This window comes from Phyllobacterium sp. OV277 (assembly GCF_900104355.1).
Classification (GTDB): Bacteria; Pseudomonadota; Alphaproteobacteria; order Rhizobiales; family Rhizobiaceae; genus Phyllobacterium.
Genome location: NZ_FNIY01000001.1, coordinates 741,111 through 767,083, shown reverse-complemented (window position 1 = coordinate 767,083; position 25,973 = coordinate 741,111). Strand labels below are relative to the sequence as shown.

General features: G+C 56.3%; 24 protein-coding genes and 1 other RNA gene. 19 read left to right on the top strand and 6 right to left on the bottom strand.

The features are described from left to right. Positions 1-11: 11 nt before the first annotated feature. From BLU05_RS03800 to BLU05_RS03775, 6 genes are all read right to left on the bottom strand, one after another. Positions 12-668, bottom strand: coding sequence for a class I SAM-dependent methyltransferase (locus BLU05_RS03800; protein WP_091877860.1), 657 nt, complete (start codon positions 666-668; stop codon positions 12-14). Between the two features lie 5 nt (positions 669-673). Beyond that, entirely contained in the window at positions 674-1,927 is a 1,254-nt protein-coding gene (locus tag BLU05_RS03795; RefSeq protein ID WP_091877859.1) for a BtaA family protein, read from the bottom strand. A 372-nt stretch (positions 1,928-2,299) separates the two neighbouring features. After that, positions 2,300-3,337 (bottom strand): HlyD family secretion protein, encoded by a 1,038-nt coding sequence (locus tag BLU05_RS03790; RefSeq protein WP_091877858.1) that lies wholly within the window; start codon positions 3,335-3,337, stop codon positions 2,300-2,302. Positions 3,338-3,340: 3 nt separating this feature from the next. Then, on the bottom strand, positions 3,341-4,924 hold the full coding sequence (locus tag BLU05_RS03785; protein WP_244518189.1) for an MFS transporter: 1,584 nt from the start codon (positions 4,922-4,924) through the stop codon (positions 3,341-3,343). 107 nt (positions 4,925-5,031) lie between these two features. Next, positions 5,032-5,481: a MarR family winged helix-turn-helix transcriptional regulator gene (locus BLU05_RS03780; protein ID WP_091877856.1), complete on the bottom strand. Its 450-nt coding sequence runs from the start codon at positions 5,479-5,481 to the stop codon at positions 5,032-5,034. Between the two features lie 99 nt (positions 5,482-5,580). Further along, positions 5,581-6,087, bottom strand: coding sequence for a GNAT family N-acetyltransferase (locus tag BLU05_RS03775; protein WP_091877855.1), 507 nt, complete (start codon positions 6,085-6,087; stop codon positions 5,581-5,583). 213 nt (positions 6,088-6,300) lie between these two features. Here BLU05_RS03775 and BLU05_RS03770 point away from each other — a divergent pair, with 213 nt between their 5' ends. The 19 genes from BLU05_RS03770 to BLU05_RS03680 all read left to right on the top strand — a co-directional run bounded on the left by BLU05_RS03770 (position 6,301) and on the right by BLU05_RS03680 (position 25,973). Then, a complete protein-coding gene (locus BLU05_RS03770; protein WP_175540510.1) occupies positions 6,301-6,675 on the top strand; it encodes a hypothetical protein in 375 nt (124 codons plus the stop codon). 131 nt (positions 6,676-6,806) lie between these two features. Then, positions 6,807-7,526 carry a J domain-containing protein gene (locus BLU05_RS03765; protein ID WP_091877854.1) on the top strand — a complete coding sequence of 240 codons (720 nt, stop codon included), beginning with the start codon at positions 6,807-6,809 and terminating at the stop codon, positions 7,524-7,526. After that, on the top strand, positions 7,513-8,277 hold the full coding sequence (locus BLU05_RS03760) for an N-acetylmuramoyl-L-alanine amidase (protein WP_091877853.1): 765 nt from the start codon (positions 7,513-7,515) through the stop codon (positions 8,275-8,277). Before BLU05_RS03765 ends, BLU05_RS03760 begins: the two co-directional genes overlap by 14 nt. 212 nt (positions 8,278-8,489) lie before the next feature. Beyond that, positions 8,490-9,221 carry a lytic transglycosylase domain-containing protein gene (locus BLU05_RS03755; RefSeq protein WP_091877852.1) on the top strand — a complete coding sequence of 244 codons (732 nt, stop codon included), beginning with the start codon at positions 8,490-8,492 and terminating at the stop codon, positions 9,219-9,221. 104 nt (positions 9,222-9,325) lie between these two features. Continuing rightward, positions 9,326-9,757, top strand: an RNA gene (rnpB, locus tag BLU05_RS03750) — RNase P RNA component class A. Between the two features lie 759 nt (positions 9,758-10,516). Then, positions 10,517-10,972 (top strand): division/cell wall cluster transcriptional repressor MraZ, encoded by a 456-nt coding sequence (gene mraZ / locus BLU05_RS03745; RefSeq protein WP_091877851.1) that lies wholly within the window; start codon positions 10,517-10,519, stop codon positions 10,970-10,972. After that, positions 10,972-11,979 carry a 16S rRNA (cytosine(1402)-N(4))-methyltransferase RsmH gene (gene rsmH, locus BLU05_RS03740; RefSeq protein ID WP_091877850.1) on the top strand — a complete coding sequence of 336 codons (1,008 nt, stop codon included), beginning with the start codon at positions 10,972-10,974 and terminating at the stop codon, positions 11,977-11,979. The genes mraZ and rsmH overlap by 1 nt, the downstream gene beginning before the upstream one ends. Positions 11,980-11,982: 3 nt before the next feature. Further along, on the top strand, positions 11,983-12,420 hold the full coding sequence (locus BLU05_RS03735) for a cell division protein FtsL (protein ID WP_091877849.1): 438 nt from the start codon (positions 11,983-11,985) through the stop codon (positions 12,418-12,420). Position 12,421: 1 nt separating this feature from the next. Continuing rightward, positions 12,422-14,146 (top strand): peptidoglycan D,D-transpeptidase FtsI family protein, encoded by a 1,725-nt coding sequence (locus BLU05_RS03730; protein WP_091877848.1) that lies wholly within the window; start codon positions 12,422-12,424, stop codon positions 14,144-14,146. A 13-nt stretch (positions 14,147-14,159) separates the two neighbouring features. Further along, positions 14,160-15,629 carry a UDP-N-acetylmuramoyl-L-alanyl-D-glutamate--2,6-diaminopimelate ligase gene (locus tag BLU05_RS03725; RefSeq protein ID WP_091877847.1) on the top strand — a complete coding sequence of 490 codons (1,470 nt, stop codon included), beginning with the start codon at positions 14,160-14,162 and terminating at the stop codon, positions 15,627-15,629. Then, positions 15,626-17,059, top strand: a complete 1,434-nt coding sequence (locus tag BLU05_RS03720) for a UDP-N-acetylmuramoylalanyl-D-glutamyl-2,6-diaminopimelate--D-alanyl-D-alanine ligase (RefSeq protein WP_091877846.1) — start codon at positions 15,626-15,628, stop codon at positions 17,057-17,059. Before BLU05_RS03725 ends, BLU05_RS03720 begins: the two co-directional genes overlap by 4 nt. A 25-nt stretch (positions 17,060-17,084) precedes the next feature. After that, positions 17,085-18,167, top strand: coding sequence for a phospho-N-acetylmuramoyl-pentapeptide-transferase (gene mraY, locus BLU05_RS03715; protein WP_091877845.1), 1,083 nt, complete (start codon positions 17,085-17,087; stop codon positions 18,165-18,167). A 10-nt stretch (positions 18,168-18,177) separates the two neighbouring features. Continuing rightward, entirely contained in the window at positions 18,178-19,578 is a 1,401-nt protein-coding gene (gene murD / locus BLU05_RS03710) for a UDP-N-acetylmuramoyl-L-alanine--D-glutamate ligase (protein WP_091877844.1), read from the top strand. Then, entirely contained in the window at positions 19,578-20,735 is a 1,158-nt protein-coding gene (ftsW, locus tag BLU05_RS03705; RefSeq protein WP_091877843.1) for a putative lipid II flippase FtsW, read from the top strand. Before murD ends, ftsW begins: the two co-directional genes overlap by 1 nt. A 7-nt stretch (positions 20,736-20,742) precedes the next feature. After that, on the top strand, positions 20,743-21,870 hold the full coding sequence (gene murG / locus BLU05_RS03700; RefSeq protein WP_091877842.1) for an undecaprenyldiphospho-muramoylpentapeptide beta-N-acetylglucosaminyltransferase: 1,128 nt from the start codon (positions 20,743-20,745) through the stop codon (positions 21,868-21,870). Continuing rightward, entirely contained in the window at positions 21,867-23,267 is a 1,401-nt protein-coding gene (gene murC, locus BLU05_RS03695; RefSeq protein ID WP_091877841.1) for a UDP-N-acetylmuramate--L-alanine ligase, read from the top strand. Before murG ends, murC begins: the two co-directional genes overlap by 4 nt. 56 nt (positions 23,268-23,323) lie before the next feature. Next, on the top strand, positions 23,324-24,298 hold the full coding sequence (gene murB / locus BLU05_RS03690; protein WP_091877840.1) for a UDP-N-acetylmuramate dehydrogenase: 975 nt from the start codon (positions 23,324-23,326) through the stop codon (positions 24,296-24,298). A 92-nt stretch (positions 24,299-24,390) separates the two neighbouring features. Next, the gene (locus BLU05_RS26395; RefSeq protein WP_091877839.1) at positions 24,391-24,729 is read left to right on the top strand and encodes a type II toxin-antitoxin system HicB family antitoxin; all 339 of its coding nucleotides are present in this window, start codon (positions 24,391-24,393) and stop codon (positions 24,727-24,729) included. 317 nt (positions 24,730-25,046) lie between these two features. Then, on the top strand, positions 25,047-25,973 hold the full coding sequence (locus tag BLU05_RS03680) for a D-alanine--D-alanine ligase (protein WP_091877838.1): 927 nt from the start codon (positions 25,047-25,049) through the stop codon (positions 25,971-25,973).

The window sequence follows — 25,973 nt, the reverse complement described above, 5'->3', positions numbered from 1 at the left end:
GTGCAAAGCTCTTAAGCAGTGCGGCGAATGATCGAAATCCAGGCAAAGCCGCGATAGAGCCGTTGCGCTTCGGCATGGGCACCGGCCCCGGCTGCAATGGTTTCGGCGATCTCAAAGAGATCGTTGCGCGGTGTGACGTGGTACCATTCCAGCCATTTATAAAGGGCCGCCCTTGCCGCACCGGGCAAATCCTTCAAATCGCCGAAATCGACAATGTGCAATTCGCCGCCAACCGCGAGGTGATTGACCGCCTCGCGCATGACATTTTCCCATTGCGGGATCATCGATACGGCATAGGAGATGAAAATCCGGTCAAACTGTGCGAGACCGAAGAGAGATGACGGGTCGAACTTTGCCGCATCCGCATAGGCAAGCTGCGTGCGCTCGCCAAGTCCTGCAGCCATGACCTTCTTGCGTGCGGTGCTGAGCATTTCGTTGGAAATGTCGACACCGAAGAGTTTGGTCGTGGGGTAAGCTTCGCCGGCCATGACGAGATTACGTCCCGTACCGCAGCCGATTTCCAGAATGCTGCCATTGGCTGGTGGTGTGAGGCCCGCAATCATCGGGTCGCGGCCCAGCAGGTAATATTTGCGCGTGGCATCGTAAAAATGGCGCTGATGCCGGTAGACGCGATCCATCAGCGGTCCATGCTCGATCTTGGTCAACATCAATATCAATCCTTGAGCGCGTAAAGATGGAAGCCGCCATAGATCGACGACCGGTCGCGGTTATGCAGGTCAAGAGATTGCTCTTGCCTGTAGTCCCAGCGCTCAAGCACGCTGTCATCAATACGGCCGGGCAGAATGGTGGGCTCGGCAGCGGTGCGGAAGATAACGCGTGCGCCTGATGCAGCGGTGCGGGTGATCTCGTGCCAGAGATCATTCAACTGCTTGTCATTCATCCAGTCCTGCGCATCCAAAAGGATGAAGCGGTCTACCGATCCGGCAGGCTTGGCCGCAAGGAACTCCGTCAGCGAGGCATTGACGACGCTCATGCGTTCGGCACGGTCGCGGACGTTCTCGAAATTGTTGCGCGAAAGGTAAGGAGGCAGCGGGCCGGTTTCGGCATTGTCGCTGTAGCCACGCCCGAAGGCCTGCCACGCGAAATAGTTTTCAGAGAGAGGAAAACCGCAGGCGAGTTTCTCCAGACGGCGGCGCAATACCAGCGCCATATTACCGTCGCCTGCGGTTGCCAGCGCATCATATTGCTGGGGTGGAATGCCGAGGCCAAACAGGGAGGATTTGCGCTTCGTTGCCCAACGCACCATGCGCTTGTCAAAGAGCGGGGCGAGGGCGCGATCAAAATAGGCGCGCTGTTCCTCAATCGTTTCAGCTTTCAGAATATCGCGGGGATCGATGCCATAAAGTTTGGCGACGCGGTGGCCCATGCCGATGAACAGGCCAAGCAGGCCGTGGCGATAGAGATCACGCGAAAAGATGGTGATGCGGCGGCGGCCAGACAGCATCCGCTTTTCCCAATAGGCGCGGCTGGTGGTGTCGAGATGTGGCTGGATAAAACGCTCATAGGCTGCAAGGTTCGCCTTGTCGTCAGCCGTTCCGTAGAAGCGGTAGAAGGCATCGTAATTCGGCAGGCGCGAGACCGCCGCAAGCTTCAGCCGATTGAAAGCCACGTGCGCCGTGTTGAGATCGACAGCCTCGACGCTTGCAGGATCAGCGGTGAGGTAGGACATGGCATTGCAGCCACCCGAGGCGATGGTGACAATGCGGTGGCCGGAGCGGATTTGCAGTGCCTCCATGTCCACTTCGGGGTCTTCCCAAATCTGCGGATAGACAAGGCCCTTGAAGACATGGGCGAAGAGCCGTTCTGATAGACCAGCCTTTGACAGAAGCTTGTTCTGGCGAACGGCGTTCTGAACTTTTTCATGCCGCGGCGCGGAGGCGCTATCGGGCTGTTTGGCAAACGGCATCGGATTGAATCCCCTTGTTGGAAATTCCTCTCCGCCTAACATTTCGATGTAACAGAGCCGTGACGATTTTGAATCAAGTCCTTGCCAGATTGATTCCGGTTGTGCGGACAAACCCTTGCATTTTCACGACTATGGGGTGGACGTGCAGCGGCATGCCAATTGATGTTATTCTCCCAATCCTTTGATTTTGTTAATTTCTCTCTCATTGCAAATGAGTGAAAACATTTTCCCCTAAATTCGCGATGATGGTGATTTCTTGCCCCGGAAATCGCGTATCGGGGAAGCCAGTTTCAGGCAACAAACCGGTGCATAAACGGTGTGGTTATTGTGACTTCTGTCGGTTCAACCGCGTTTTCGTGATTCCGTGGCGACTCATTTTTCCAGCTCTGTACGCACCACAACCGACATGCCCGGTGCCAGATACTGGGCAAGGTCCTGACCCGGATCAACAGAGATGCGCACGGAAATGCGCTGTGCAACCTTGGTGAAATTACCGGTCGCATTATCGGGTTTGAGCACACTGAATTCTGACCCGGCAGCCGGCGAAAACCGCTCGACATGACCGTTCAGACGCCTGCGGTTGAGGGCATCCACCGTGAATGTTACAGGCTGGCCGATCTTGATATTGCTGAGCTGGGTTTCCTTGAAATTGGCAATAACCCACACATCTGGCGGGACCACCGCCATGAGCTGTGTTCCTGCGGTCACGTATTGTCCAAGTTTTGCGCCCACTTCGCCAACCGTCCCATCGCGCGGCGCGAGAATTTTCGTGTTGGTCATGTCAATCTCGGCGAGATTGACGGCGGCAACCGCGCCTGCGACAGCTGCTTCGAGCGATCCGCGGCTGACCCTGATGGTCTCAAGATCCTGGCGTGAAACCTCCAGCGCTGCCTGCGCCTGTGTGACCGAAGACTGAGATTGCTCCAATGCGGTTTCAGCCTGATCGGAATCGCTTTTTGTCATGACCCCTTTGATGGTCAACGGTTCGATGCGGGCCCAATTGGCCTGCGTGCGCCGCAGACCGGAATTGGCACTGTCAAGCTGCGCCTGACTCGAACCAATGCGGGCCTGAGCGGCGCGTTCCTGCTGCGTCGAATTGTTGAGTGCGGCCTGCTGGCTTGCCAGTGTCGCTTTCGCCTGTTCAAGCTTCTGCGCATAGATGCGGTCATCAATCCGCACCAGCAACTGGCCTTCCTTGACCTGCTGATAGTCCTGCACCGGCACTTCAACGATGTAGCCACTGAGCTGCGGGCTGATGAGCGTCACATACCCTTTGACATAGGCATTCTCGGTGATCTCGACGTCGCTGTTAAAAGGCGGCAGCCTCCATGCATAGAGCACCAGCACAAGGCCGAGCAGGCCGAGGAAAATTGCAATCAGGGTGGCGGTGTTGCGAAGCAATATGGTCATATCTTACGAACTTGGTTGAGCAATTTCGCCTGTGATAGCCGGAAGTATGAACTTCCTGATGCCATAGCGAAAGCTGACATGGATGAGGAGGGCGACAAGGGCAAAGAATGAGATGCCCGCTATCAGGAAGAATGCATCATTATAGGCAAGGATGTTGGCTTCACGGGTGGCTTGCTGCGACAGCAGTGCGATACCTTCCGCATTGAGGAGCACCTTGTCGGTGATGACGCGGCCATAGCCGCTTGCCAGTTGGGCAACACGCTGGGCCACGAGCGGGTCGGACATGACGATATGTTCGGCAAGGACATTGGAGTGAAATTTCTCGCGGATGGTGATGAAGCTGCCGAAAACCGCCGTTCCGAGCAGGCCGCCAAGACTTTGCGTTGCCAGAAACACAATGAAGAAATTGAGAATATAGACTGGTCCACGTTTCAGCGCGGACATCAGGCCTGCAGACATGGCAGGCGGCAGGAAAATCACCGTTGCCGCTGCGATCAGCGCCTGACTGACATACATGTTCTCAGGGCGCGTCAGGTTCGTTGCCTGGCTGTCCATATAGGAGCCGATAATCAGGAAGATCAGGGCGATCACATGGATGGCAGGCCCGCGTTCCGGCGTCATCACCGCAGCGCAGCACAGGCCTGCCACGACCATTGATACCATCATCACCGCGTAGAGCGTGGCAATCTGCTCGTTGAGCAGCCCCAGATTCTGGAAGAAGTTGGTTGCGACGGTGGCTTGTTCGGAAACGATCAAGCGGAACAAGAGAATGGTTCCGGCCAGATGCAACACTTCCTTGCTCACGATCCAGTGGATATCAAGCAGCGGCTTCGTTCGATTGAGGTCGATGATAACGGCCAGCGTCAACGTGACAACGGCGATGGCAAGAAGAATGCCGAGCCATGACACTTCCGTCCACCAGTAAAGCCGTCCGGTTACAAGGACGACAGCAGTACAGCCGAAACCGATGGCGATCAGCAGATAGGCCAGAATATCAAGTTTCTCGATGACCTTGGCGCGTGGTGGCGGTGTCAGTGGCAGCAGATAAATGACCGTAAAGGCAATGAAGGCCAGCGAAACCTCGAACATATAGAGCCCGCGCCATTGACCGAAATCGAGCAGTGCGGGTGACAGAAATCGTGCCAGTGGCGATGCCAGAGAAATATTGGTCAGCACGAGACAGACCGCGACTGTCAATTTGCGCGCGGGCGGAAATGCTTCGAGCATATAGAGAAAGGCGAGGGTCGACATGGGAGAGGCCGCCATGCCGCTGAAAAAACGGATGATGATGGCCGATTGCAGATCGGTCACAAACAGATGCATCAGCGAGACAAGGACAAATCCGGCAATGCTCAACTGGGCAAAATTGCGCAGGCCATATTGGGCGCGGATTTTGATCAAGGCGACCGAAAGACTGACATTTGGCGCCATATAGGCAGCAATCAGCCATGTCGTTTCGGTACTTGTCGCGCCGAGATAGCCTTGAATCTGTGACACATTGGTGGCGATGAGATTCATGCCGAGCCCCTGTGTCAGGGAGAGCAGGGTGGATGCAGCAATATAGATGGCCGACCAATAGGGACTCATGGCTAGCGGTGGAGCAGGCTGGGGCGCTGCGGGCAAAGCCTGTTCCTCGGCGGGCTCCGGCTGCAATTTTAACGGGTCATACCCGACAAATTCTGCCTCCGGGATCATCAGGCCTGATCCTTGTCCATTTCGCCAATGTTGCCATTGATAGCGCGGATGACCTCCAGCGTGGCGACAAGCGCCTTGTCGTCGATGCCTTGCAAAAATTCCGCCCGCAATTCCTGTGCCAATTGATTGACCTCGCTGGCAAGCTCCGCGCCGAGAGGCGTCATGACAATCTGTTTGGCACGGCGATCACCCTCCACCGAGCGTCGTTCAATAAAGCCCTGCTTCTCCAGACCGTCCAGAAGCCGCACCATGGTGGGTGTTTCGATCTCCAGCTCTTCGGCCAGATCTTTCTGGCTGAGTATTTCCATGCGGTCGAGCAGCATCATTGTGCGGGCGCGCGCAAAGGTGAGGCCGCGTTGTTTGACCCGCGCATCGAACAATGTGCGAATCTTGCGGCTGACTTTCGCCAGCTCGTCGATATAGATGTCACGAGGCGTCATTTTGGACATATGGTAGCCATGTAATAAGTAGTGAGCTAATCATTTCGGTTGGTATAAACCCAACCCGCGCAATTTTCAAGATGGTGCGGTGATTTTCTGGAGTAGATTTCAGCGCAGATCGAGCCGCAGCAACTCATCATCATAGGATTGGCCATTGATGCGCAGGGCATCCTTTTCAAAGCCGAAGACCGTGAAACCAAGCCCGAGATAGAGTGTGCGTGCTGGCAGGTTTGCCGCCATGACAGTGGCATGCAACGTATCGACGTGATCGCGGGCGTGATCGATAACCGCCAATGTCAACCGTTTGCCAAGGTTGTGGCCGCGCCAATCGGGGTGAACGAAAACACCCCATAGCAGACCCTTGTGCTTCTGTTTGACCTTGGGCGTGGTGGCAAAACCGGCCATGCCCACCAGTTCAGTTCCGGCAAAAGCGCCGAACACTGCGTTGGGTCTGGCCCCAAGCATCCTTTCAATGTCTGATCGTTCTCGGCCAACTTCATCCTCATAGCTTGAGCCGAACCCTTCCGGTGCTGTTTTGAGGGCATGGAGACGCAACTGCTGGAAGGTCGGTGCATCCTGGGAAGTTAGGACACGAATCAGCGGGGATAGGGGCATGGGAGTGATCTCTTCGGTATTTCGGCTGTGGAGCGGCAATTTTGCAGAACAATGTGCCAGAAGCAATCACAAGCAAAGGGCCCGGATTGCTTGAGGTTTTGTGAATGCTCGATGAAAAGTTAACCCAACTTTAAAACAAGACCCAACTTTGCCTTATTTCAGGTAAGATAAAAGATGAGGGACGTATTTGTTTGAAACGGAGAGGGTATACTTATGAACAGCAAACTTCTTATTTCGCTTGGTTTGGTTTCGCTTCTCGCACTGACAGCGTGCGGTAAAAAAGAAGAAGAAAAGAAGGCGCCAGCGACAACTGAACAGCCTGCAGCAACACCTGCTCCTGCCCCTGCAACACCTTCCACGACACAGACACCGGCTGCTCCAGCAACGCCGATGAATGCGGCGGATACGCTGAAGAAGCTGAAGGAACAGGCTGCCACGATGACAGCCGAGCAGAAGCAGGCCGCTGTTGCAACTGCCCGTAAGGCTGCTGAAGATGCTGCCAAGGCTGCCGGTCAGACTGCTGACCAGATCAAGGCCGCTGCGGATGCCGCAGAAAAAGTTATCAAGGATGCGCTCGGCGTTCAGTAAGAGCCGCTATCCCTGATGAAAATGGCCAGCCTTGTGCTGGCCATTTTATTTTGACAGGTGCGTCAACCCGTCTGCTCAACTTACGTCAGATCGCTCTCGCAATTGCGAAAGAATTTGAATAAAACAGTCATATGTCGATTTGGCGCCGTATCAGCGACTTCATTACCACCACTGCAATCGATGCTTTCTCCAGCATCATCGAGGCCGTGCGCACTGCGTTTGAGGGTGATCCCGAAACCCGCAGGCGCGTTGCATTCTCGATTGCCATGATTGCGCTCTCTGCCAAGATGGCCAAGGCTGATGGTGTTGTAACCGAAGTCGAGGTCAAGGCATTCCACGAGATTTTCCACGTTCCGCCGCGCTATCAGGATCAAGTCACGCGGCTCTATAATCTCGCCAAGCAGGATGTCGCGGGTTACGAGACCTATGCGGCGCAGCTTGCTTCGCTCTGCGGTTCCGGCCAGCCGAATTGCAAAATGCTGGAAGACATTCTCGACGGCCTGTTCCACATTGCCAAATCAGATGGTGCGCTCCACGATAAAGAGCTGATCTTTCTGGGAACAGTCGCCGAGATTTTTGCATTGGATGAAGACCAGTTCGACAGCATTCTCGCGCGGCATGTCGGGCGCGGGCAGGCGGACCCGTTCGTCGTCCTTGGCCTTACACGCGGTGTCAGCTTTGAAGAGGCGCGCAAGCGTTATCGGGCGCTGGTGCGGGAAAACCATCCGGATATGCTGATTGCGCGCGGTGTGCCGGAAGAATTTGTTGCGATTGCCAATCAGCGCATCGCTGCTATCAATGCAGCGTGGGAAAAAGTCGAAAAAGATCTGAAGGCATATGAGCGCGTTTAAACCTGATCATTTACGCGCGGAAGTGCATCCCTCTCCGAATTTTGGCCCGCGCAAGGATGGCAAGCACCCTTCCATTCTGATCCTGCATTATACGGGCATGGCAACGGGTGAGGCTGCGGAAAGCTGGCTGACCAACCCGGAGAGCGAAGTTTCGGCTCATTATGTCGTGCATGAGGATGGCCGCGTTGTGCAGCTCGTGCCCGAGAGCGAACGCGCATGGCATGCGGGCCAGAGTTCGTGGAAGGGCGAGGTGGATATCAATTCCTCATCCATCGGCATTGAAATCGTCAATGGCGGCCCGCTGCTGGATTTTCCTGATTTTGGCGATGTGCAGATCGATGCGGTCATTGACCTGTGCAAGGGCATTGTCTCGCGCCACAAAATGCGCCCGGAGAATGTGCTCGCCCATTCGGATATTGCGCCCGCGCGCAAGATTGATCCCGGTGAGAAATTCCCGTGGCCGGTTTTGTACAATTCCGGGGTAGGGCACTGGGTAGCGCCATCGCCGATCCGTGGCGGCCGGTTCTTTTCGCTCGGTGATCAGGGCCAGCCGGTTGAAGCTTTGCAGGGCATGCTGGCCCTTTATGGCTATGATGTACCCATAGATGGTGTGTTCGGAAGGTCGACAGAATTAGGCATTTTAGCGTTCCAGCGCCATTTTCGCCCAGAAAAAGTCGATGGAGTAGCCGACATGTCAACCATCGAAACCTTGCACAGGGTACTTTCTGCACTCCCCGCGCTGATAGCATAACTATTTGTAAAAAAACGCTTTCTCTGCTGTTTTTTGTGCAGTGCAACCTATATATTTCAATGTGTTATACTTTGTTATTTGGCCGACCCATATTCGGCTGCATTGGACCGTCACATCCTTAGCCATTGTTCCGGTGGTGCCCTTTTTGATTTTTGGCGTGGAACGGATCTGGTGGTGCGCTCGCATCGCCCAAGCGATTTAGACGGAAAACGATGACAAAAAAAATTGGTATGATTATCGCCCTTCTCGGGGCGACGGCCTTCTTTGGCTCAAGCGCAGCGTATAGTAGCCCGAAAGAGCCAACAAACCTGATGGACTACCTCAAGGCCAAACGGGATGCCGCTGAAAAGGAAAAGGCAAGCGGGAAATCCGCCAAGGCTGGACAGACAGGCGGCAAGGGCAAAAAGGTTGCCGTGAAGCAGCGGACCAGCAAAAAGGTTCTGGCATCAGCCAAGCGCCCAATCGTTGAAACCAAGGCTCGCATCAAGGTGACGATCCGCAACAGAAACCTTGCCAATGTCGATACAATGACCACGGCTAGCATCCCATCTTCCGTGGGATCGATAGGGTCAACGAAATATTCGACGATTATCAGTTCCTATGCCGCCTCTTACGGCGTGCCGGTTTCGCTCGCCAATGCGGTGGTGCGGGTGGAAAGCAATTACCGCGCTGATATGACGGGAAGCGCCGGAGAAATCGGCCTCATGCAGATCAAGCTCGAAACAGCGCGCGGCCTTGGTTACACTGGTTCGCGTCAAGCGCTCTACAACCCGGAAACCAATATTCGCTGGGGCATGAAATACCTTGCCGGAGCGCATAAGCTGGGCAATGGCACGACCTGCGGTACAATTCTCAGATACAATGCCGGACATGGCGCAACGCGCATGAATCCTGTTTCGGCCAACTATTGTGCCAAGGTGAAGATGGAAATGGCTTCCAACTAAACGGGTTGCTGATTTCATTGAGAACTGTTCATAGACAAGGGCCGGATAACCAATCCGGCCTTTTTCATTTGCGTTTTGCCGTCGAAACCCTTTTATACGCTTCGTCAGCTGGCCGGGCAGCCGCGCATGTCAAAAGCCGAAAGGCGGCATGTGAGGAAAGTCCGGGCTCCAGGGAAACACGGTGCCGGATAACGTCCGGCGGGGGCGACCCCAGGGAAAGTGCCACAGAAAGGAAACCGCCCCGTCTTTCGTTGTGTCGGATCGTTACCGATTGGACACAAGGAATGACGGGGTAAGGGTGAAAGGGTGGGGTAAGAGCCCACCGCGTTACTGGTAACAGGAACGGCAAGGTAAACCCCACCGGGAGCAAAACCGAATAGGGACGGCGTGTCAGGCGAAAGTCTGACGATTGGTTTCCGGTCAGTCGTCCGGGTAGGTTGCAGGAGGCGGATGGTAACATCCGTCCAAGATGAATGGCTGCCGCGTTGGACGAAAGTCCAGCCATACAGAACCCGGCTTACAGGCCAGCTGACACTTCATCGTTTGTTTTTGGCGATCACGCGCTTTTGTGTGTGGTGTGCCGGGGTTCACCCCCCTCTGCCCTGTCGGACTACCGGGGCGAGCCACGGGTCTCGCCCGTCCTTCGGACCCCCCACAAGGGGGGAGATCACATTGACATCAACGCCTTTGCACAATCGGAAACGTCGCAGATTGTGCAAGATTGCATTGAAGGCTGATCTCCCCCCTTGTGGGGGAGATGCCCGACAGGGCAGAGGGGGGTGAGCGCCGCTGGATCGTGGTTCGTGGTTCGTGGTTCGACAAGCTCACCATGAGGGAGAGGGATGATGAAGGCAGTTTAGTTCTGCAACCTTTGTGATCTGCAATGCTGATGATTATCGTTGCATCCCCACTCTCCCTCATGGTGAGCTTGTCGAACCACGAACCACGAACCACCCACAATGATGCAACCCATCAATCATCCATCACTCCCTTTCCTAACCGTTCATTAAGCTTAATGAGCGATAAATTCAGAATCGCCGGAAGTGTGCCTGGTTGCGGGCTTGCTCCCATATGTGTTCTCTAATCCCATTGACGCCCATAGTGCCCCATGATATCGATTGGTTTCATCAGTAGCGTTCAGTCGACACGGTGTTTCCCGACATTGGATTTGGCATGCCAGGGCTTGCAATCGGCCGGTTTGGCCAATGCTTCCATGGCTATTGATGGGGCTCCAAGGGGTGGAGCAGGGGTAGAAATGAAACAGGCCCTCGCGGCGGAAACGGCGGTGTTGCGTTTTGAACCGGTTCCTTGGACATGTGACGAACAAGATCGATGCGAAGGGGCGGGTATCCGTGCCGGCGCACTTTCGTTCGATCATCCAGCAGGCCGGCCATACGGAACTCTACGCGCTGCGCTCGCTGCACCTTCCTGCCCTCGATGCGGGCGGGCCGGATCTGCTGACACGCTTCGACAAGCGGCTGGAGAACGAGGACCCCTTCGCCGAGATGGCGGACGATATGTCTTTTTATCTGCACGCGGATGGCGGTTTTCTGAAACTGGACGCGGATGGCCGCATCACGGTGACGGACTTTCTGCGCGAGCATACGGGCATTACCGGGGATGTGACCTTTGCGGGGGCGAACACGCATTTTCAGATGTGGCAGCCGGATCAGTTCGAAGCGCATCGGGCAAAGGTTCGTCAACGCCTGATGCAACGGCGTCTTCAGGAAAATCAGACAGGAAACGGATAATGGCAGGTGCAGGCGGTCAGGATAATACGCGCCATATACCGGTCCTGCTCGATGAAGTCATTGCTGCGCTGAAACCCGGTCCGGGTCAGTTGATCATTGATGGTACATTCGGCGCTGGCGGCTATACAACGCGTATTCTCGAAACCGGTGCCTCGGTTACGGCAATCGACCGCGACCCGTCAGCCATTGAAGCCGGGCGGGCTTTGGAAAAAGCCCATGCGGGACGTCTCACGCTGGTACAGGGGACATTCTCGACGCTCGATCAGGTCGCACTGCTTGGTGCCCCTGATGGAATCGTGCTCGATATCGGCGTGTCTTCCATGCAGATCGATGAGGCGGAGCGCGGCTTTTCCTTCCAGAAGGACGGTCCGCTCGATATGCGCATGTCGAGTTCTGGTCCAAGTGCTGCCGATGTGGTCAATCGCCTGAAAACCGGTGATCTTGCCCGCATTTTTAATTTCCTTGGCGAAGAGCGCCATGCGGGCCGTATCGCGCGCATGATTGAAAAGCGCCGCGCCACCGAGCCTTTCCACCGCACGCGTGACCTTGCCAACGCCATCGAAGCATTGGTCGGACGCAATCCAAAAATTCCGATTCATCCGGCAACGCGGGTGTTTCAGGCGCTGCGTATTTTCGTCAATGACGAGCTTGGCGAACTTGTCCGCGCCCTGCATGCGGCTGAACGGGCGCTGAAGCCGGGCGGTCGTCTGGTTGTCGTGACCTTTCATTCGCTGGAAGACCGTATCGTCAAGCGTTTCTTCAATGATCGCGCCGGTTCAAGCGGCGGCTCGCGCCACCTGCCGCAGGCACATGTGCGGCTGGCGAGCTTCGCGCTCATTGGCAAAGGCGTTGTCGCACCCGGCGATGCCGAGACCGAAAGCAATCCGCGGGCACGCTCGGCCAAGCTGCGCGCTGCTATCCGTACCGAAAATCCGCCGCTTGCTGAAGATCATTCGATCTATGGCCTGCCCAATCTTCCGCATTTTCATGAAACGGCGAGGAGCTGATCCATGCTGCGCACCTTCGACATCATATTGATCGGGCTGATGATCGCAGCTGCGGGCATAACGTATAAAATCAAGCATGATGCTGAAAAGCAGATGACGGAAGTCCACAAGATCGAGCGTATGATCGCCGATGAGAAAGATACGATTGATCTTTTGAAAGCCGATTGGAGCCTGCTCACCCAGCCAAGCCGTTTGCAGAAGCTTGTCGCCTCCTTTCAGGGCCAGCTGAACCTGCAGCCGGTTGAAGCGCAGCAGATCGCCAACCTCAATGAAATCCCCAGAGCCAAGCCAGCGGCTGAAAAGATCGATGATGTTGCCAACCTCATCACCGAGGCAGATGCGGGACATGCAATCAAAAAGACCGATGCGATCAAGACAGGCAGCGTGAGCAAGCCTGCGGCTGGCGTTCCTGGTGCAAAGCCAAAGGGAGCTGCGCATTAACATGGCGATCTGGATCAAACGCAAAACAGCGCAACTGGAAAACGGAACAGTCCCGGCATTCGAACTGGATGCGAAGAAGAAAAAGTCGGGCAATCGCGCGCGCAACCGTGTGATGATGGCTATGATGTGCTTTGTCGGCATTTATGGTGTCATCGGCGGACGGCTGATTTTCTACGGCATGCAGGAAGACACGACGGGTTATAACGGCCCGACCGGTACCGTCCTTGCCTCGCGCCCGGATATTCTTGACCGCAATGGCGAAGTGCTGGCAACCGATATCAAGACCGCATCGCTCTATGCTGAACCGCGCAAGATCATTGATCCTGACGAAGCCTATGAACTGCTCTCGACGGTTCTGCCCGATCTTAACTTCGAACAAACCTATGCCCGCCTGAAAAGTGGAGCCGGTTTTGCGTGGCTCAAGCGCGGTCTGACACCGCAGCAGAAAAGCCAGATCATGGCACTCGGCATTCCCGGCATTGGCTTCCGCACGGAAAAGTCGCGCTTTTATCCGGGTGGTCCAACGGCCTCACACATTCTTGGCCTCGTCAATATCGACAATCAGGGTATTGCCGGTATGGAGAAATATATCGATGGGCAGGGCCTGACTGATCTGCGCGATGTCGGACTTGCCGATGGCCGTTCGCTGGAACCCGTGCGCCTGTCGATCGATCTGCGCGTGCAGCACGTCGTGCGCGATGTCGTCGTCACCGCGATGCAGAAATACCGTGCCATTGCGGCGGGTGCTGTTGTTCTCAACGTCAACACCGGCGAAGTCATGGCCATGGCCTCGGCGCCGGATTTTGATCCGAACAATCCGTTCAACGCGCTCGACAAGGACCATCTGAACCGCATGTCGGCGGGTCTTTATGAAATGGGCTCGACAATCAAGAGTTTCACCACGGCCATGTCGCTCGATCATGGCGCGACGCTCAACACCACCTATGATGCGACGCGCCCGATCACTATTGGCCGCCAGACGATCCACGATTTCCACGGCAAGGCGCGCGTACTGACCCTGCCTGAAGTCTTTGTATTCTCATCGAATATCGGTTCGGCGCGTGAAGCCGATGCTGTCGGCATTGAAAATCACCGGGCATTCCTGACGCGCCTTGGTCTGCTTGATCCGATGAAGACGGAACTGCCCGAAATCGCCCGGCCATATTCGCCAAAAGTGTGGAAGAAGGTGAATTCGATCACGATCTCCTTCGGTCACGGCATGGCGACAACGCCGCTGCAAACGGCTGTCGGTGCTGCAGCGCTGGTCAATGGCGGCAAGCTGATCGAGCCAACATTCCTGCCCCGCACACTTGAACAGGCGCAGTCGATGGCCGAACAGGTCATCAAGCCGAAAACCAGCGATGATATGCGCTATTTGTACAAGCTCAATGGCGATACAGGTTCAGGCCGTAACGCCAACGTCAAAGGTTATCGCGTCGGCGGCAAGACGGGTACAGCCGATAAGGTTGTCAATGGCCGCTACGCCAAGGATCTGCGGTTCAATGCCTTCGTGGCAGCGTTCCCGATTGAAAAACCTGAATATGTTGTCCTGACGATTATCGATGAACCAAAGCCTGCCGAGGGGCAGAGCAGCGGTATCGCGGCCTACAATGCGGCGCCCATGGTGGCCGAAATTATCCGCCGTTCAGCGTCATTTCTGGGGGTAAAGCCCGATTTCGGCCAACAAGTAACGCCATTGCAGGTTTCCTACGACAGTGATGAGTAAAGCAGATTCGGTCATGAAACTGAAAGATTTGAACGGCATACCTGCCCTGGCGATCTCCGAATTCGGGGATACGGAGATTACTGGCCTGACTTCGGATTCCCGGCAGATCAAGCCGGGTTTCCTTTTTGCGGCGCTCAAGGGATCGAAAGCTGACGGCAGTGTTTATGCCGCCGACGCAGCAAAGCGCGGCGCGGCGATCATTGTGGCTGCCAGCGGGTCCAAGCTGAGCAATGTTTCTGCACCGATTATCTATGTGGACGATCCGCGCCGCGCGCTCGCTCTGGCTGCTGCCAGCTTTTACCGGGTTCAACCCGATGTGATGGTTGCCATAACAGGCACCAGTGGCAAGACGTCGGTTGCTTCCTTTACGCGCCAGATTTGGGCGGGTGCCGGTTTCGCCTCCGCCAGTATCGGAACGACAGGCGTGGTTTCGCCAACGCGCAATGATTATGGCTCTCTCACAACGCCAGATCCTGTCGAATTGCACAAGCTTTTGAGCGAACTGGTTGAAGAGGGCGTAACTCACGCTGCCATGGAAGCCTCATCCCATGGTCTTGATCAACGCCGCCTTGACGGTGTGAAGCTGACAGCCGGTGCTTTTACCAATCTTGGCCGCGACCATATGGATTACCACCCGACGGTCGAAGAATATCACGCCGCCAAGCTGCGGCTGTTCACTGACCTTCTGCCCAAGGGCGCGCCAGCTGTTATTTTTGCCGACGATCCGTTTTCCAAGCCAACCATTGCGGCTGCCACTGAAGCGGGTTGCAAGGTCCTGACCGTTGGCCGCAAGGGCGAGTTCATCACGTTGAAACGCGTTGAACATGAGCGTTTCCGCCAGCATGTCGAAGTACAGATTGCAGGTGAGATTTTCGAGATCACCTTGCCGCTTGCGGGTGATTTTCAGGTGGCCAATGGCCTTGTTGCTGCGGGTCTCGCTATTGCAACAGGCGTTCCAGCCGCTGCTGCCATGCGTGGTCTTGAACGGCTGAAGGGTGCTCCGGGACGGCTTGATCTTGTTGGTGCGACGGAAGAGGGCGCACCTGCCTATGTTGATTATGCGCACAAGCCTGATGCCATGGAAAACGTGCTGACGTCGGTGCGCCCCTTCACGACGGGTCGGGTGATCGTGGTGTTCGGTTGCGGCGGTGATCGCGACAAGGGCAAGCGGCCGATGATGGGCGAAATCGCCACTCGCCTTGCCGATGTTGTCATCGTGACTGATGACAACCCGCGCTCGGAAGTTGCGGCCACAATCCGCGCCGAAATTCTGGCTGCGGCTCCCGGTGCGCAGGAGATTGGTGATCGCCGCGAAGCCATTCGCGCCGCTGTCGCCATGATGAAGTCAGGCGATACGCTGATCGTTGCGGGCAAGGGCCATGAAGAAGGCCAGACCGTCGGCGATGTCGTCCTGCCATTCTCCGATCACACGGAAGTGGCGCAGGCCCTCAAGGATCGTCTTGCCGGGGAGCATAACTCATGAGTTTGCTCTGGACCTCGGAAGCGATGATCGAGGCCATGAACGGCAGGCCGGTTGGCACGCTGCCCGAAGGCATCACCGGGATTTCCATCGATACACGAACCCTGCGCAAGGGTGAGGCGTTCTTTGCCATCAAAGGCGATGCACTTGATGGTCATGATTATGCAACCGCAGCGGTTGCCGCAGGTGCCGCGCTTCTGGTGGTTGCAGAAGTGAAGCTTCCGGCGCTGGGCAAGCTGAAAACCCCGATGATCGTGGTTGACGATGTGCTGGCGGCCATGACACGGCTTGGGCTGGCGGCGCGCGAGCGTTCCCATGCACAGATCATTGCGGTGACGGGTTCCGTTGGCAAGACAACCACCAAGGAAGCGCTGCGGCATGTGCTTGCCAATGCGGGCAATGTGCATGCGTCGGTTGCCTCGTTCAACAATCATTGGGGCGTGCCGCTGACCCTTGCGCGCATGCCCGAGGATACAGATTACGGCGTCTTTGAAATCGGTATGAACCATGCGGACGAGATTAGACCGCTGGTAAAAATGGTGCGCCCGCATGTGGCGATCATCACGCTGATCGCCCCGGCGCATCTTGGCCATTTCAAGAATTTGCAGGAAATTGCAACGGCAAAAGCCGAGATTTTTGAAGGACTTGTGCCCGGCGGCTATGCCCTGCTCAATCGCGATGACAAGCATTACAAGCTTCTGGAGAAGCTGGCGGTGGATGCGGGCGTTGAGCATATCAAGACCTTTGGCGAAAATGCCCGTGCCGATTATCGCCTGCGCGCGCTGAAACTGCATGGCGAATGCTCCTGCATGACGGCGCGCCTTGCCGGTTCCGAGGTTGTGGTCAAGGTCGGCGCTCCGGGCAGGCACATCGTGCAGAATGTTCTGGCGGTGCTGGGCGCTGCGCATCTGACCGGTGCTGACATGACAAAAGTCACGCTGGCACTGGCATCGCTGAAACCTGATAGTGGCCGCGGCGCCCGCCACACGCTGGAGATCGGCCGGGGTACATTCACGCTGATCGATGAGAGCTACAATGCCAATCCTGCATCGATGCATGCGGCCATCGAGCTTCTTGCCGCTGCCGTGCCGACGGGCAGGGGCCGCCGTATTGCCGTTCTCGGCGACATGCTGGAGCTTGGCAAGCAGGCACCAAAACTCCATGCGGAGCTGGCGCCGGTGATTGCGGCCAATCATATCAACATGGTTTTCCTCGGTGGACCCGAAATGGCGGCGTTAAAAGCGGCCTTGCCGGTTGAAATCCATGCCGAATACAGGCAGAGCGTCGACGAATTGCAGTCAAATCTGCTGAGCACGATCAGGGCCGGTGATGTGATCATGATCAAATCATCGAAGGGAACCGGGTTCGCCAGGATCGTGAAGGCAATTCTACAGAAGTACAACACCGTGGAGCCCGTCGGTCCAGCCGAGTGAGCCTACGGGGATGGGGACATAGTACATGCTTTATTATCTGGCCGGTCTGGCGGAACATATCCAATTTCTGAACGTGTTTCGCTACATCACGTTCAGGACCGGCGGTGCGCTGATCACTTCGGCGCTGATTGTGTTCCTGTTTGGCCCGCGCATCATCGACTCACTGCGTGTGCGGCAGGGCCGTGGGCAGCCAATTCGTGCTGATGGTCCGCAGACCCACTTCAAGAAAGCCGGTACGCCGACCATGGGCGGCCTGATGATCATGTCAGGCATTCTGGTCTCGTCTCTGCTGTGGGCCAACTGGTCAAATCCCTATGTCTGGATCGTTCTTCTGGTTGCCGTGTGCTTTGGCGCCATCGGCTTTTATGATGATTATCTCAAAGTCAGCAAACAGTCGTTCAAGGGCTTTTCGGCACGCGGGCGCCTCGGTATCGAGTTTCTGATCGCTGGACTTGCCGGATTTGCCATCATGCAGGTTGGGCAGGAACCTTTCTCCTCCTCGCTGACCTTCCCCTTCGCCAAGCAGTTGATCCTTAATCTCGGCATTTTCTTCATTCCCTTCGCCGCCTTCGTCATGGTTGGCGCTGGCAATGCGGTCAATTTCACCGATGGCCTCGATGGTCTTGCCACGGTTCCGGTGATGATTGCAGCTGCCTCATTTGGGGTGATTGCCTATCTCGCCGGTAACGCGATCTTTGCCGATTATCTGCAAATCCACTTCACGCCCGGTACGGGTGAACTTGCCGTTGTGCTGGGTGCCGTTATCGGTGCTGGTCTTGGCTTTCTCTGGTTCAACGCGCCGCCCGCCGCCATTTTCATGGGGGATACGGGATCGCTGGCGCTGGGCGGCCTGATCGGTGCCGTTGCCGTTGCGACAAAGCACGAAATCGTTCTTGCCATCATCGGCGGCGTCTTTGTTATGGAAGCCATGTCAGTGATCATTCAGGTCACATCATTCAAGCTCACAGGCAAGCGCGTGTTCCTGATGGCGCCAATCCATCACCATTTCGAAAAGAAGGGCTGGACCGAGAGCCAGGTGGTTATCCGTTTCTGGATCATCGCCGTCATTCTCGCGCTGATCGGCCTTTCCACTCTCAAGCTCAGATAAGGCCAGTTGCATGATCGCCGCCCACTCCATGAAGGATAGAACTGTCGCGCTCTTCGGGCTCGGCGGTTCGGGCATTGCGACGGCCAAGGCAATTGCCGCTGGCGGTGCGAAAGTCATCGCCTGGGACGATAATCCGGATAGCGTTGCACGGGCTCAAACCGCTGGTATCGAAACCGCCGACCTGCGGCTCGTTGACTGGAAACTGTTCTCGTCCTTTGTCTTGTCCCCGGGCGTGCCACTCACCCACCCGCGTCCGCACTGGACGGTGGATCTGGCCCGCGCTGCGGGCGTGGAAATCATCGGGGATGTCGAGCTTTTTGTGCGTGAGTGCAATCTGGCCGGTAAAAATAGCCCCTTCATTGCAATCACCGGCACCAATGGCAAATCGACAACAACTGCACTGATCGCCCATATCATCAAGGCGTCGGGCCGTGATATGCAGCTTGGCGGCAATATCGGCACGGCTGTGATGACGCTGGAGCCACCTGTCGATGGCCGCCACTATGTGGTTGAATGCTCATCCTATCAGATCGACCTTGCACCTTCGATCAATCCGACTGCCGGTATCCTTTTGAACCTGACACCGGATCATCTCGACCGTCACGGCACCATGCAGCACTATGCCGAGATCAAGGAACGTCTGGTGGCGGGTAGCGATACGGCGATTGTCGGTGTTGATGACAGTTTCTGCGCGGCGATTGCCGACCGGCTGGAACGCGCGGGCAAGCGGGTGATCCGCATCTCCAAGCGCCTGCCCATTCAGAACGGTTATTTCGCCGAAGGTTCCACGCTTTATCTGGCCGAGAATGGCACGCGGACCGCTGTCGCCTCGCTGCAGGGCATCGGCTCGCTGCGCGGGGAACACAATGCCCAGAACGCGCTGGCCGCCTTTGCCGCCTGCTGCTGCGTCGGTCTGTCTGTTGATGAGATCAATGCGGGCCTCAAAACCTTTCCCGGCCTCGCGCACCGCATGGAGCAGGTGGCACGGCAGGGCAAAACGCTGTTTGTCAATGATTCCAAGGCGACCAATGCGGAAGCGGCGGCCCCTGCGCTGTCCTCTTTCCCGCGTATCTACTGGATTGCCGGTGGCCTGCCCAAGGAAGGCGGCATTGCCTCGTTGTCAGGCTTTTTCCCACGCATCGCCAAGGCCTATCTGATTGGCGAAGCTGCGCCGCAATTTGCCGCAACACTGGGCGAGGCGGCACCCTACGAGATTTCAGGCACAATCAACGCTGCGGTGGAACACGCCGCGCGGGATGCAGCCGGTGACGGGGCGCAGGAAGCTGTGGTTCTGCTGTCGCCCGCCTGTGCCAGTTTTGACCAGTTTCAGAATTTCGAGAAACGCGGCGAGGCATTCCGCTCCGCCGTGCTGGCGCTTGCGGGCGCATCACCGATTGAAGGGGCAAACTAATGGTAAGCCGCATTGACCGTGGACCCGTCGCTGACTGGTGGTGGACGATAGACCGTTTCCTGCTGGCCGCCTGTCTCACTCTGATGGGATTGGGCATCCTCCTTTCGTTTGCTGCAAGCCCCGCCGTTGCCGAGCGCATCGGCCTTGAGAGCTTTTACTTCGTCAAGCACCAGTCAATGTTCATGGTGCCTGCGGTGGTCGTCATGTTTGCGGTGTCGTTCATGGCACCGCGCACCATCAGGCGCTTTGCCATTATTCTGCTTGGCATCTCGATGGTCGCGATGGTTGGTGCCCTGTTCTTCGGCATTGAGGTCAAGGGTGCGCGGCGCTGGGTATCGCTGGCCGGTATCTCCATTCAGCCATCCGAGTTCATGAAACCCGCCTTTGTGATTGTCTGTGCGTGGCTGTTTTCCGAAAATGAGCGGCGCAAGGATATTCCGGGCAATTTCTTCGCGATGGTGCTGTTTGGTGTGGTCGCGGCTTTGCTGGTGGCCCAGCCGGATCTTGGCCAGACCATTTTGACCGCGATTACATGGGGCGCGATGTTCTTCATGGCTGGCGTGCCGTGGTTGTGGATCGTCAGTCTCGGCGGTCTTGGCGTTGCGGGTTTCTTCGGCGCCTATACGGTGTTCCCGCACGTGGCGGGCCGTATTGACCGCTTCATGACGGGCGAAGGCGATACGTTTCAGGTGGATGCCGGACGCGAAGCGATTATCCGTGGCGGCTGGCTGGGTCAGGGTCCCGGCGAAGGCACCATCAAGCGCATCATTCCCGATAGCCATACGGACTTCATCTTCTCGGTGACCGCTGAGGAATATGGTATCGCGCTCTGCCTGCTAATCGTTCTGATCTTCGCGTTCATCGTGGTTCGCGGCCTGTCGATCGCGCTGAAAGAGCGGGAGGATTTCACCCGCCTTGCCGTATCCGGACTTGTGATCCTGTTCGGCTTCCAGTCGATCATCAATATGTCGGTTAATCTGCATCTGATGCCCGCGAAGGGTATGACGCTGCCGTTCATTTCCTACGGTGGTTCGTCACTGATTTCGGTGGCAATCTCGACAGGGTTGCTTTTGGCCCTGACACGAAGAAGACCGGAAGGAAGACGCTCGGCAACACTGGCGAATTCGAAAACGCCGTCACTGGCCAACGCAGTCTGAGTTGCCGATGTCCAAAGGAATTATTGTTTTATGTGCCGGGGGCACAGGTGGTCATCTGTTTCCGGCGGAAGCGCTGGCACATGAACTGATTGAACGTGGCTGGGACATCCATCTGGTGACGGATGATCGTGCGGAACGTTTTGCGGGTGCTTTCCCGGCCAAGGAAATCCATGTGGTGCGCTCGGCAACCATTGGCGGGCGCAACCCGATTTCGCTGGCCCGCACCTTCTGGACGTTATGGCAGGGCAATCTTGATTCGCGCAAACTGTTCCGGAGGCTGAAACCCAAGCTCGTTGCGGGCTTTGGCGGTTATCCGACCCTGCCGCCGCTCTATGCGGCAACGGCCCTGAAAATTCCGACACTCATTCATGAGCAGAACGCGGTGATGGGCCGTGCCAACAAGGCGCTGGCTGGCCGTGTCAGTGCCATTGCTGGCGGATTCCTGCCGCAGGGCGAAGGCCCCTATGCGGGCAAGATCGTGGTGACGGGTAATCCGGTGCGCCCGTCGGTTTTGGCGGAAGTCGGCAAGCCGTACAAAGCTTCACAGGCGCATCAGCCGTTTCATTTTCTGGTGTTCGGCGGCAGTCAGGGCGCTTCGTATTTTTCCGAGGCCATTCCCGCAGCGATAAAGCTTTTGTCGCCTGATGACCGCGCTCGTCTTGTGCTCACACAACAGGCGCGGGCCGAGGATGAAGCGCAGGTGCGTGCCGCCTATCAGGCCATGGGTGTGAAGGCGGATGTCGCGCCGTTTTTCAAGGATATGCCGCGCCGGATGGCAGATGCGCATTTCGTCATGTCGCGCTCCGGCGCATCGACCGTCTCGGAAATCGCTGCCATTGGCCGTCCGGCCATTCTGGTGCCTTTCCCCCATGCGCTTGATCATGATCAGGCGGCCAACGCTGCTGCGCTACAGGCCGCAGGCGGCGCCGATGTGATCAAGCAGTCAGAGCTTTCGCCTGAAAGGATCGCCACGATCCTGAGCAGTGCCATGCATGAACCGACCCGATTGGCATTTATTGCGGATAAAGCCCGCTCGACCGGCAAGCCTGATGCTGCACGGTTGCTTGCTGATGTCACAGAGGCTATTGCAACAGGCCAATCCATGACTGCAATTAAAAAAGGAGTGCGTCCATGAAGATGCCGCTCAACATCGGCCTTGTTCATTTTATCGGTATCGGCGGTATCGGCATGAGCGGCATTGCCGAAGTCCTGCATAATCTCGGCTACAAGGTTCAGGGTTCCGATCAGGCAGACAGCGCCAATGTGCAGCGTCTGCGTGAGAAGGGTATCGAGGTTTTTGTCGGGCACAATGCTGATAATCTTGGCGATGCCGAGGTTGTCGTGGTGTCAACTGCCATCAAGAAAACCAATCCGGAAATTGTTGCGGCGCGCGAAAAGCTTCTGCCGATTGTCCGCCGTGCCGAAATGCTGGCCGAGCTTATGCGCTTCCGTCAGGCCGTTGCCATTGGCGGCACCCATGGCAAGACCACAACCACATCCATGGTCGCGACCCTGCTCGATGCGGGCAATCTCGATCCGACCGTTATCAATGGCGGCATCATCAATGCCTATGGCACCAATGCCCGCATGGGTGCCGGTGAATGGATGGTGGTGGAAGCTGATGAGAGCGATGGCACATTTTTGAAGCTGCCTGCCGATGTCGCAGTTGTCACCAATATCGATCCTGAGCATCTCGATCATTACGGCACGTTTGACCGGGTGCGCGAAGCCTTCCGCCAATTTGTCGAGAACGTACCGTTCTATGGCTTTGGCGTGATGTGTCTTGACCATCCGGAAGTGCAATCGCTGGTGTCACGCATCGAGGACCGCCGTGTCATCACCTATGGTGAAAATCCGCAGGCCGATGTGCGCTTCGTCAATCTCGTTGTCGATGGCCCATCGTCGTTGTTCGATGTGCAGATATCAAAGCGCAAAACCGGAGAGACCACTGAAATCAAGGGCTTGCGCCTGCCAATGCCCGGCAAGCACAATGTGTCCAATGCGACGGCGGCGATTGCCGTTGCGCATGAACTCGGTATTTCGGCTGATGATATCAAAAAAGGTCTGTCATCCTTTGGTGGCGTGAAGCGGCGCTTCACCCACACGGGATCGTGGAAGGGTGTCGAGGTGTTCGATGATTACGGACACCATCCGGTTGAGATCAAGGCCGTGCTGAAAGCAGCACGCGATTCCGCCAAGGGCAGGGTGATCGCTGTCGTGCAGCCGCATCGTTTTACCCGCCTTGCCAGCCTGTTTGATGAGTTCGCAGCATGTTTCAACGATGCCGATACGGTTGTCGTTGCTCCTGTCTATACGGCAGGTGAGGACCCCATTGAGGGCGTTACGTCGGAAGCGCTGGTTTCCCGCATCAAGACGGCAGCGCATCGTGATGCACGCTATGTCACTGGTCCGCAGGAAATTGCGCCATTGATTGCGACCATCGCCAAGCCTGACGATTTCGTCGTGTTTCTCGGGGCTGGCAATATCACCCAGTGGGCTTATGCCTTGCCAAAGGAACTTGCTGCGCTTTAGAGTTTGCGGTTGCGTGAGGACGGGGTGCCTCACGCCATAACTGCTGGAAGGATATCATGTCTTCAAGGATTGACGGCGAGGCTCTGCTTGGCAAGCTCGGAGATCGTTTCTCTGGCTTACGCGGGCGGCTGACGCCCAATATGGGTATGGAAAAAGTCACATGGTTCCGCGCCGGTGGCCCTGCTGAAGTCATGTTCCAGCCCGCCGACGAAGAAGACCTTGCTGCCTTCCTGCAAGCCGTCCCCGAAGAATATCCGATCCTCGTTGTTGGCATCGGCTCCAACCTTCTGGTGCGTGATGGCGGTGTGCCGGGTTTTGTCGTGCGCCTGTCGGCCAAGGGCTTTGGTGAAGTCGAGCGCGTCGGCGATACGCAGTTGCGCGCCGGAGCGGCAACGCCCGACAAGCGGCTTGCCGCAACCGCGCTTGAGGCAAAAATTGCCGGGTTTCATTTTTACCATGGCATACCCGGTGGCCTCGGGGGTGCGCTGCGCATGAATGCCGGTGCCAATGGTGTCGAAACGCGCGAGCGCGTAGTCGAGGTACGGGCGCTCGATCGCAAGGGCAATGTGCACATCCTGTCCAATGCGGATATGGGCTATGAATATCGGCATTCCGGTGCGGCCAAGGATCTGATTTTCACCTCCGCCCTGCTTGAGGGCACACCCGGCGAAACTCACGCCATTCAGGCGGCGATGAACGCGGTTCAGCAGCACCGCGAGACAGTGCAGCCGATCCGCGAAAAAACCGGGGGGTCAACCTTCAAAAACCCGGAAGGCACTTCCGCGTGGAAGGAAATCGACGCTGCTGGCGGTCGTGGCCTGATGATTGGCGGTGCCCAAATGTCGCCGATGCACTGCAATTTCATGATCAATACGGGCACTGCCAGCGGGCATGATCTGGAAACGCTCGGTGAGACAATCCGTGCCCGCGTGCTGGAAAATTCCGGCATTCACCTGCATTGGGAAATCAAGCGTCTGGGGCTTTTCCGTCCCGGTCAGGAAGTCCAGGAGTATCTGGGACAGCTTTTGTAGTTTTTGAACCGAAAACATTTTGTAATAGTACTGAATTTTGGTACCAATAATTTGAATAGAAGACATCGCGCAACTTTGGTGCAGATAGGACCTTGAAGAACATTCTGGATATAGATGGCCACAAAGCGGTCATTTCCTTTCATCCCGAGATCAGCCTGATAAGAGGTGAGTTTCTTGGGCTGAACGGCGGTGCAGATTTTTACGCGCAAAGCGTTGACGGGCTTCTTTTGGAGGGGAGAAAGTCTCTTCAGGTCTTTCTTGAGATGTGTGCGGAGAAGGGCATTGCGCCATTTCGCGAATTTTCCGGCCGTTTTAATGTTCGTCTGGCTGCTGAAGTTCACGAGGCTGCCGTTTTGGCAGCCGCAGCGGAGAACAAAAGTCTGAATGAATGGATTGCCGGGGCAATCGAAGCGGCAACACGGGCCGCATAATCGGGCTCATGACTCTTTTTTTCCACGAAATATCATTGTTGAATCAAAGGGGACTTGTCAGCGAATCAACTCTCTGATTCTTTAGGGACAAGCGTTAACTGATTTGAGTCGGCTGATTTGTGTCAGCCTCGGGTGCCTGCGGTCTTGATCGCCGGGCTTGCGGAAACTCATGTCTTTTTTCGGCTGCGCAGAGCCCCGGAAATCGTATCGGTTTTTGGAGTGGTGATGCGCCAGTGAGGGATGCTGCTGTGTCCTTTGCGTGTCCGATGGGGGTGCGCGGTGCAGTAGTGGCGGGATGCGTAAAAGGGGTTGCCTCCATGGCGAAAAAGCATGTTGCGATGCTGATGGGTGGGTTTTCATCGGAACGTCCGGTGAGTCTCTCCTCGGGCAATGCCTGTGCTGCGGCCTTGGAAGCTGAAGGTTACCAGGTCACCCGTGTTGATGTGGGGCGTGATGTCGCCAGTGTGCTCGCCGAATTGCGCCCCGATGTGGCGTTCAACGCCTTGCATGGTCCTTTTGGTGAAGACGGCACAATTCAGGGCATCCTCGAATATCTGGAAATTCCCTATACGCACTCCGGCGTGCTTGCCTCGGCTCTGGCCATGGACAAGGAACAGGCCAAGATTGTTGCCAAGGCTGCCGGTGTTCCCGTGGCGGAAGCCAAGGTGATGAACCGTTTTGATTTTACGACCAAGCACCCGATGAAGCCACCTTACGTGGTCAAGCCTGTCAATGAAGGTTCGAGCTTCGGTGTCGTCATCGTCAAGGAGGATCAGTCGCATCCGCCGCAGGTGATCACCTCGCCTGAATGGAAATATGGCAACACAGTTATGGTCGAGCGTTACATCCATGGACGCGAATTGACCTGCGCGGTGATGGGCGATGTGGCAATCGGGGTGTGCGAAATCATCCCTGTGGGCCATCAGTTCTACGATTATGATTCAAAATATGTTGCAGGCGGATCAAATCATGTGTGTCCGGCAAAAATTTCACTAAAAATTTACCAAAAAATACAAACACTAGCACTCAAGGCGCATCAGGCAATTGGATGTAAAGGGATTAGCCGGTCGGACTTCCGTTACGACGACCGTTTTTCCGAAGATGGCGAACTGATTTGGCTGGAGGTAAACACTCAGCCGGGCATGACTCCAACATCTCTTGTACCTGATATCGCCAAAGCTGCGGGGCATACCTTCGGTGAATTGTTGAGTTGGATGGTGGAGGACGCATCGTGTTTGCGTTGA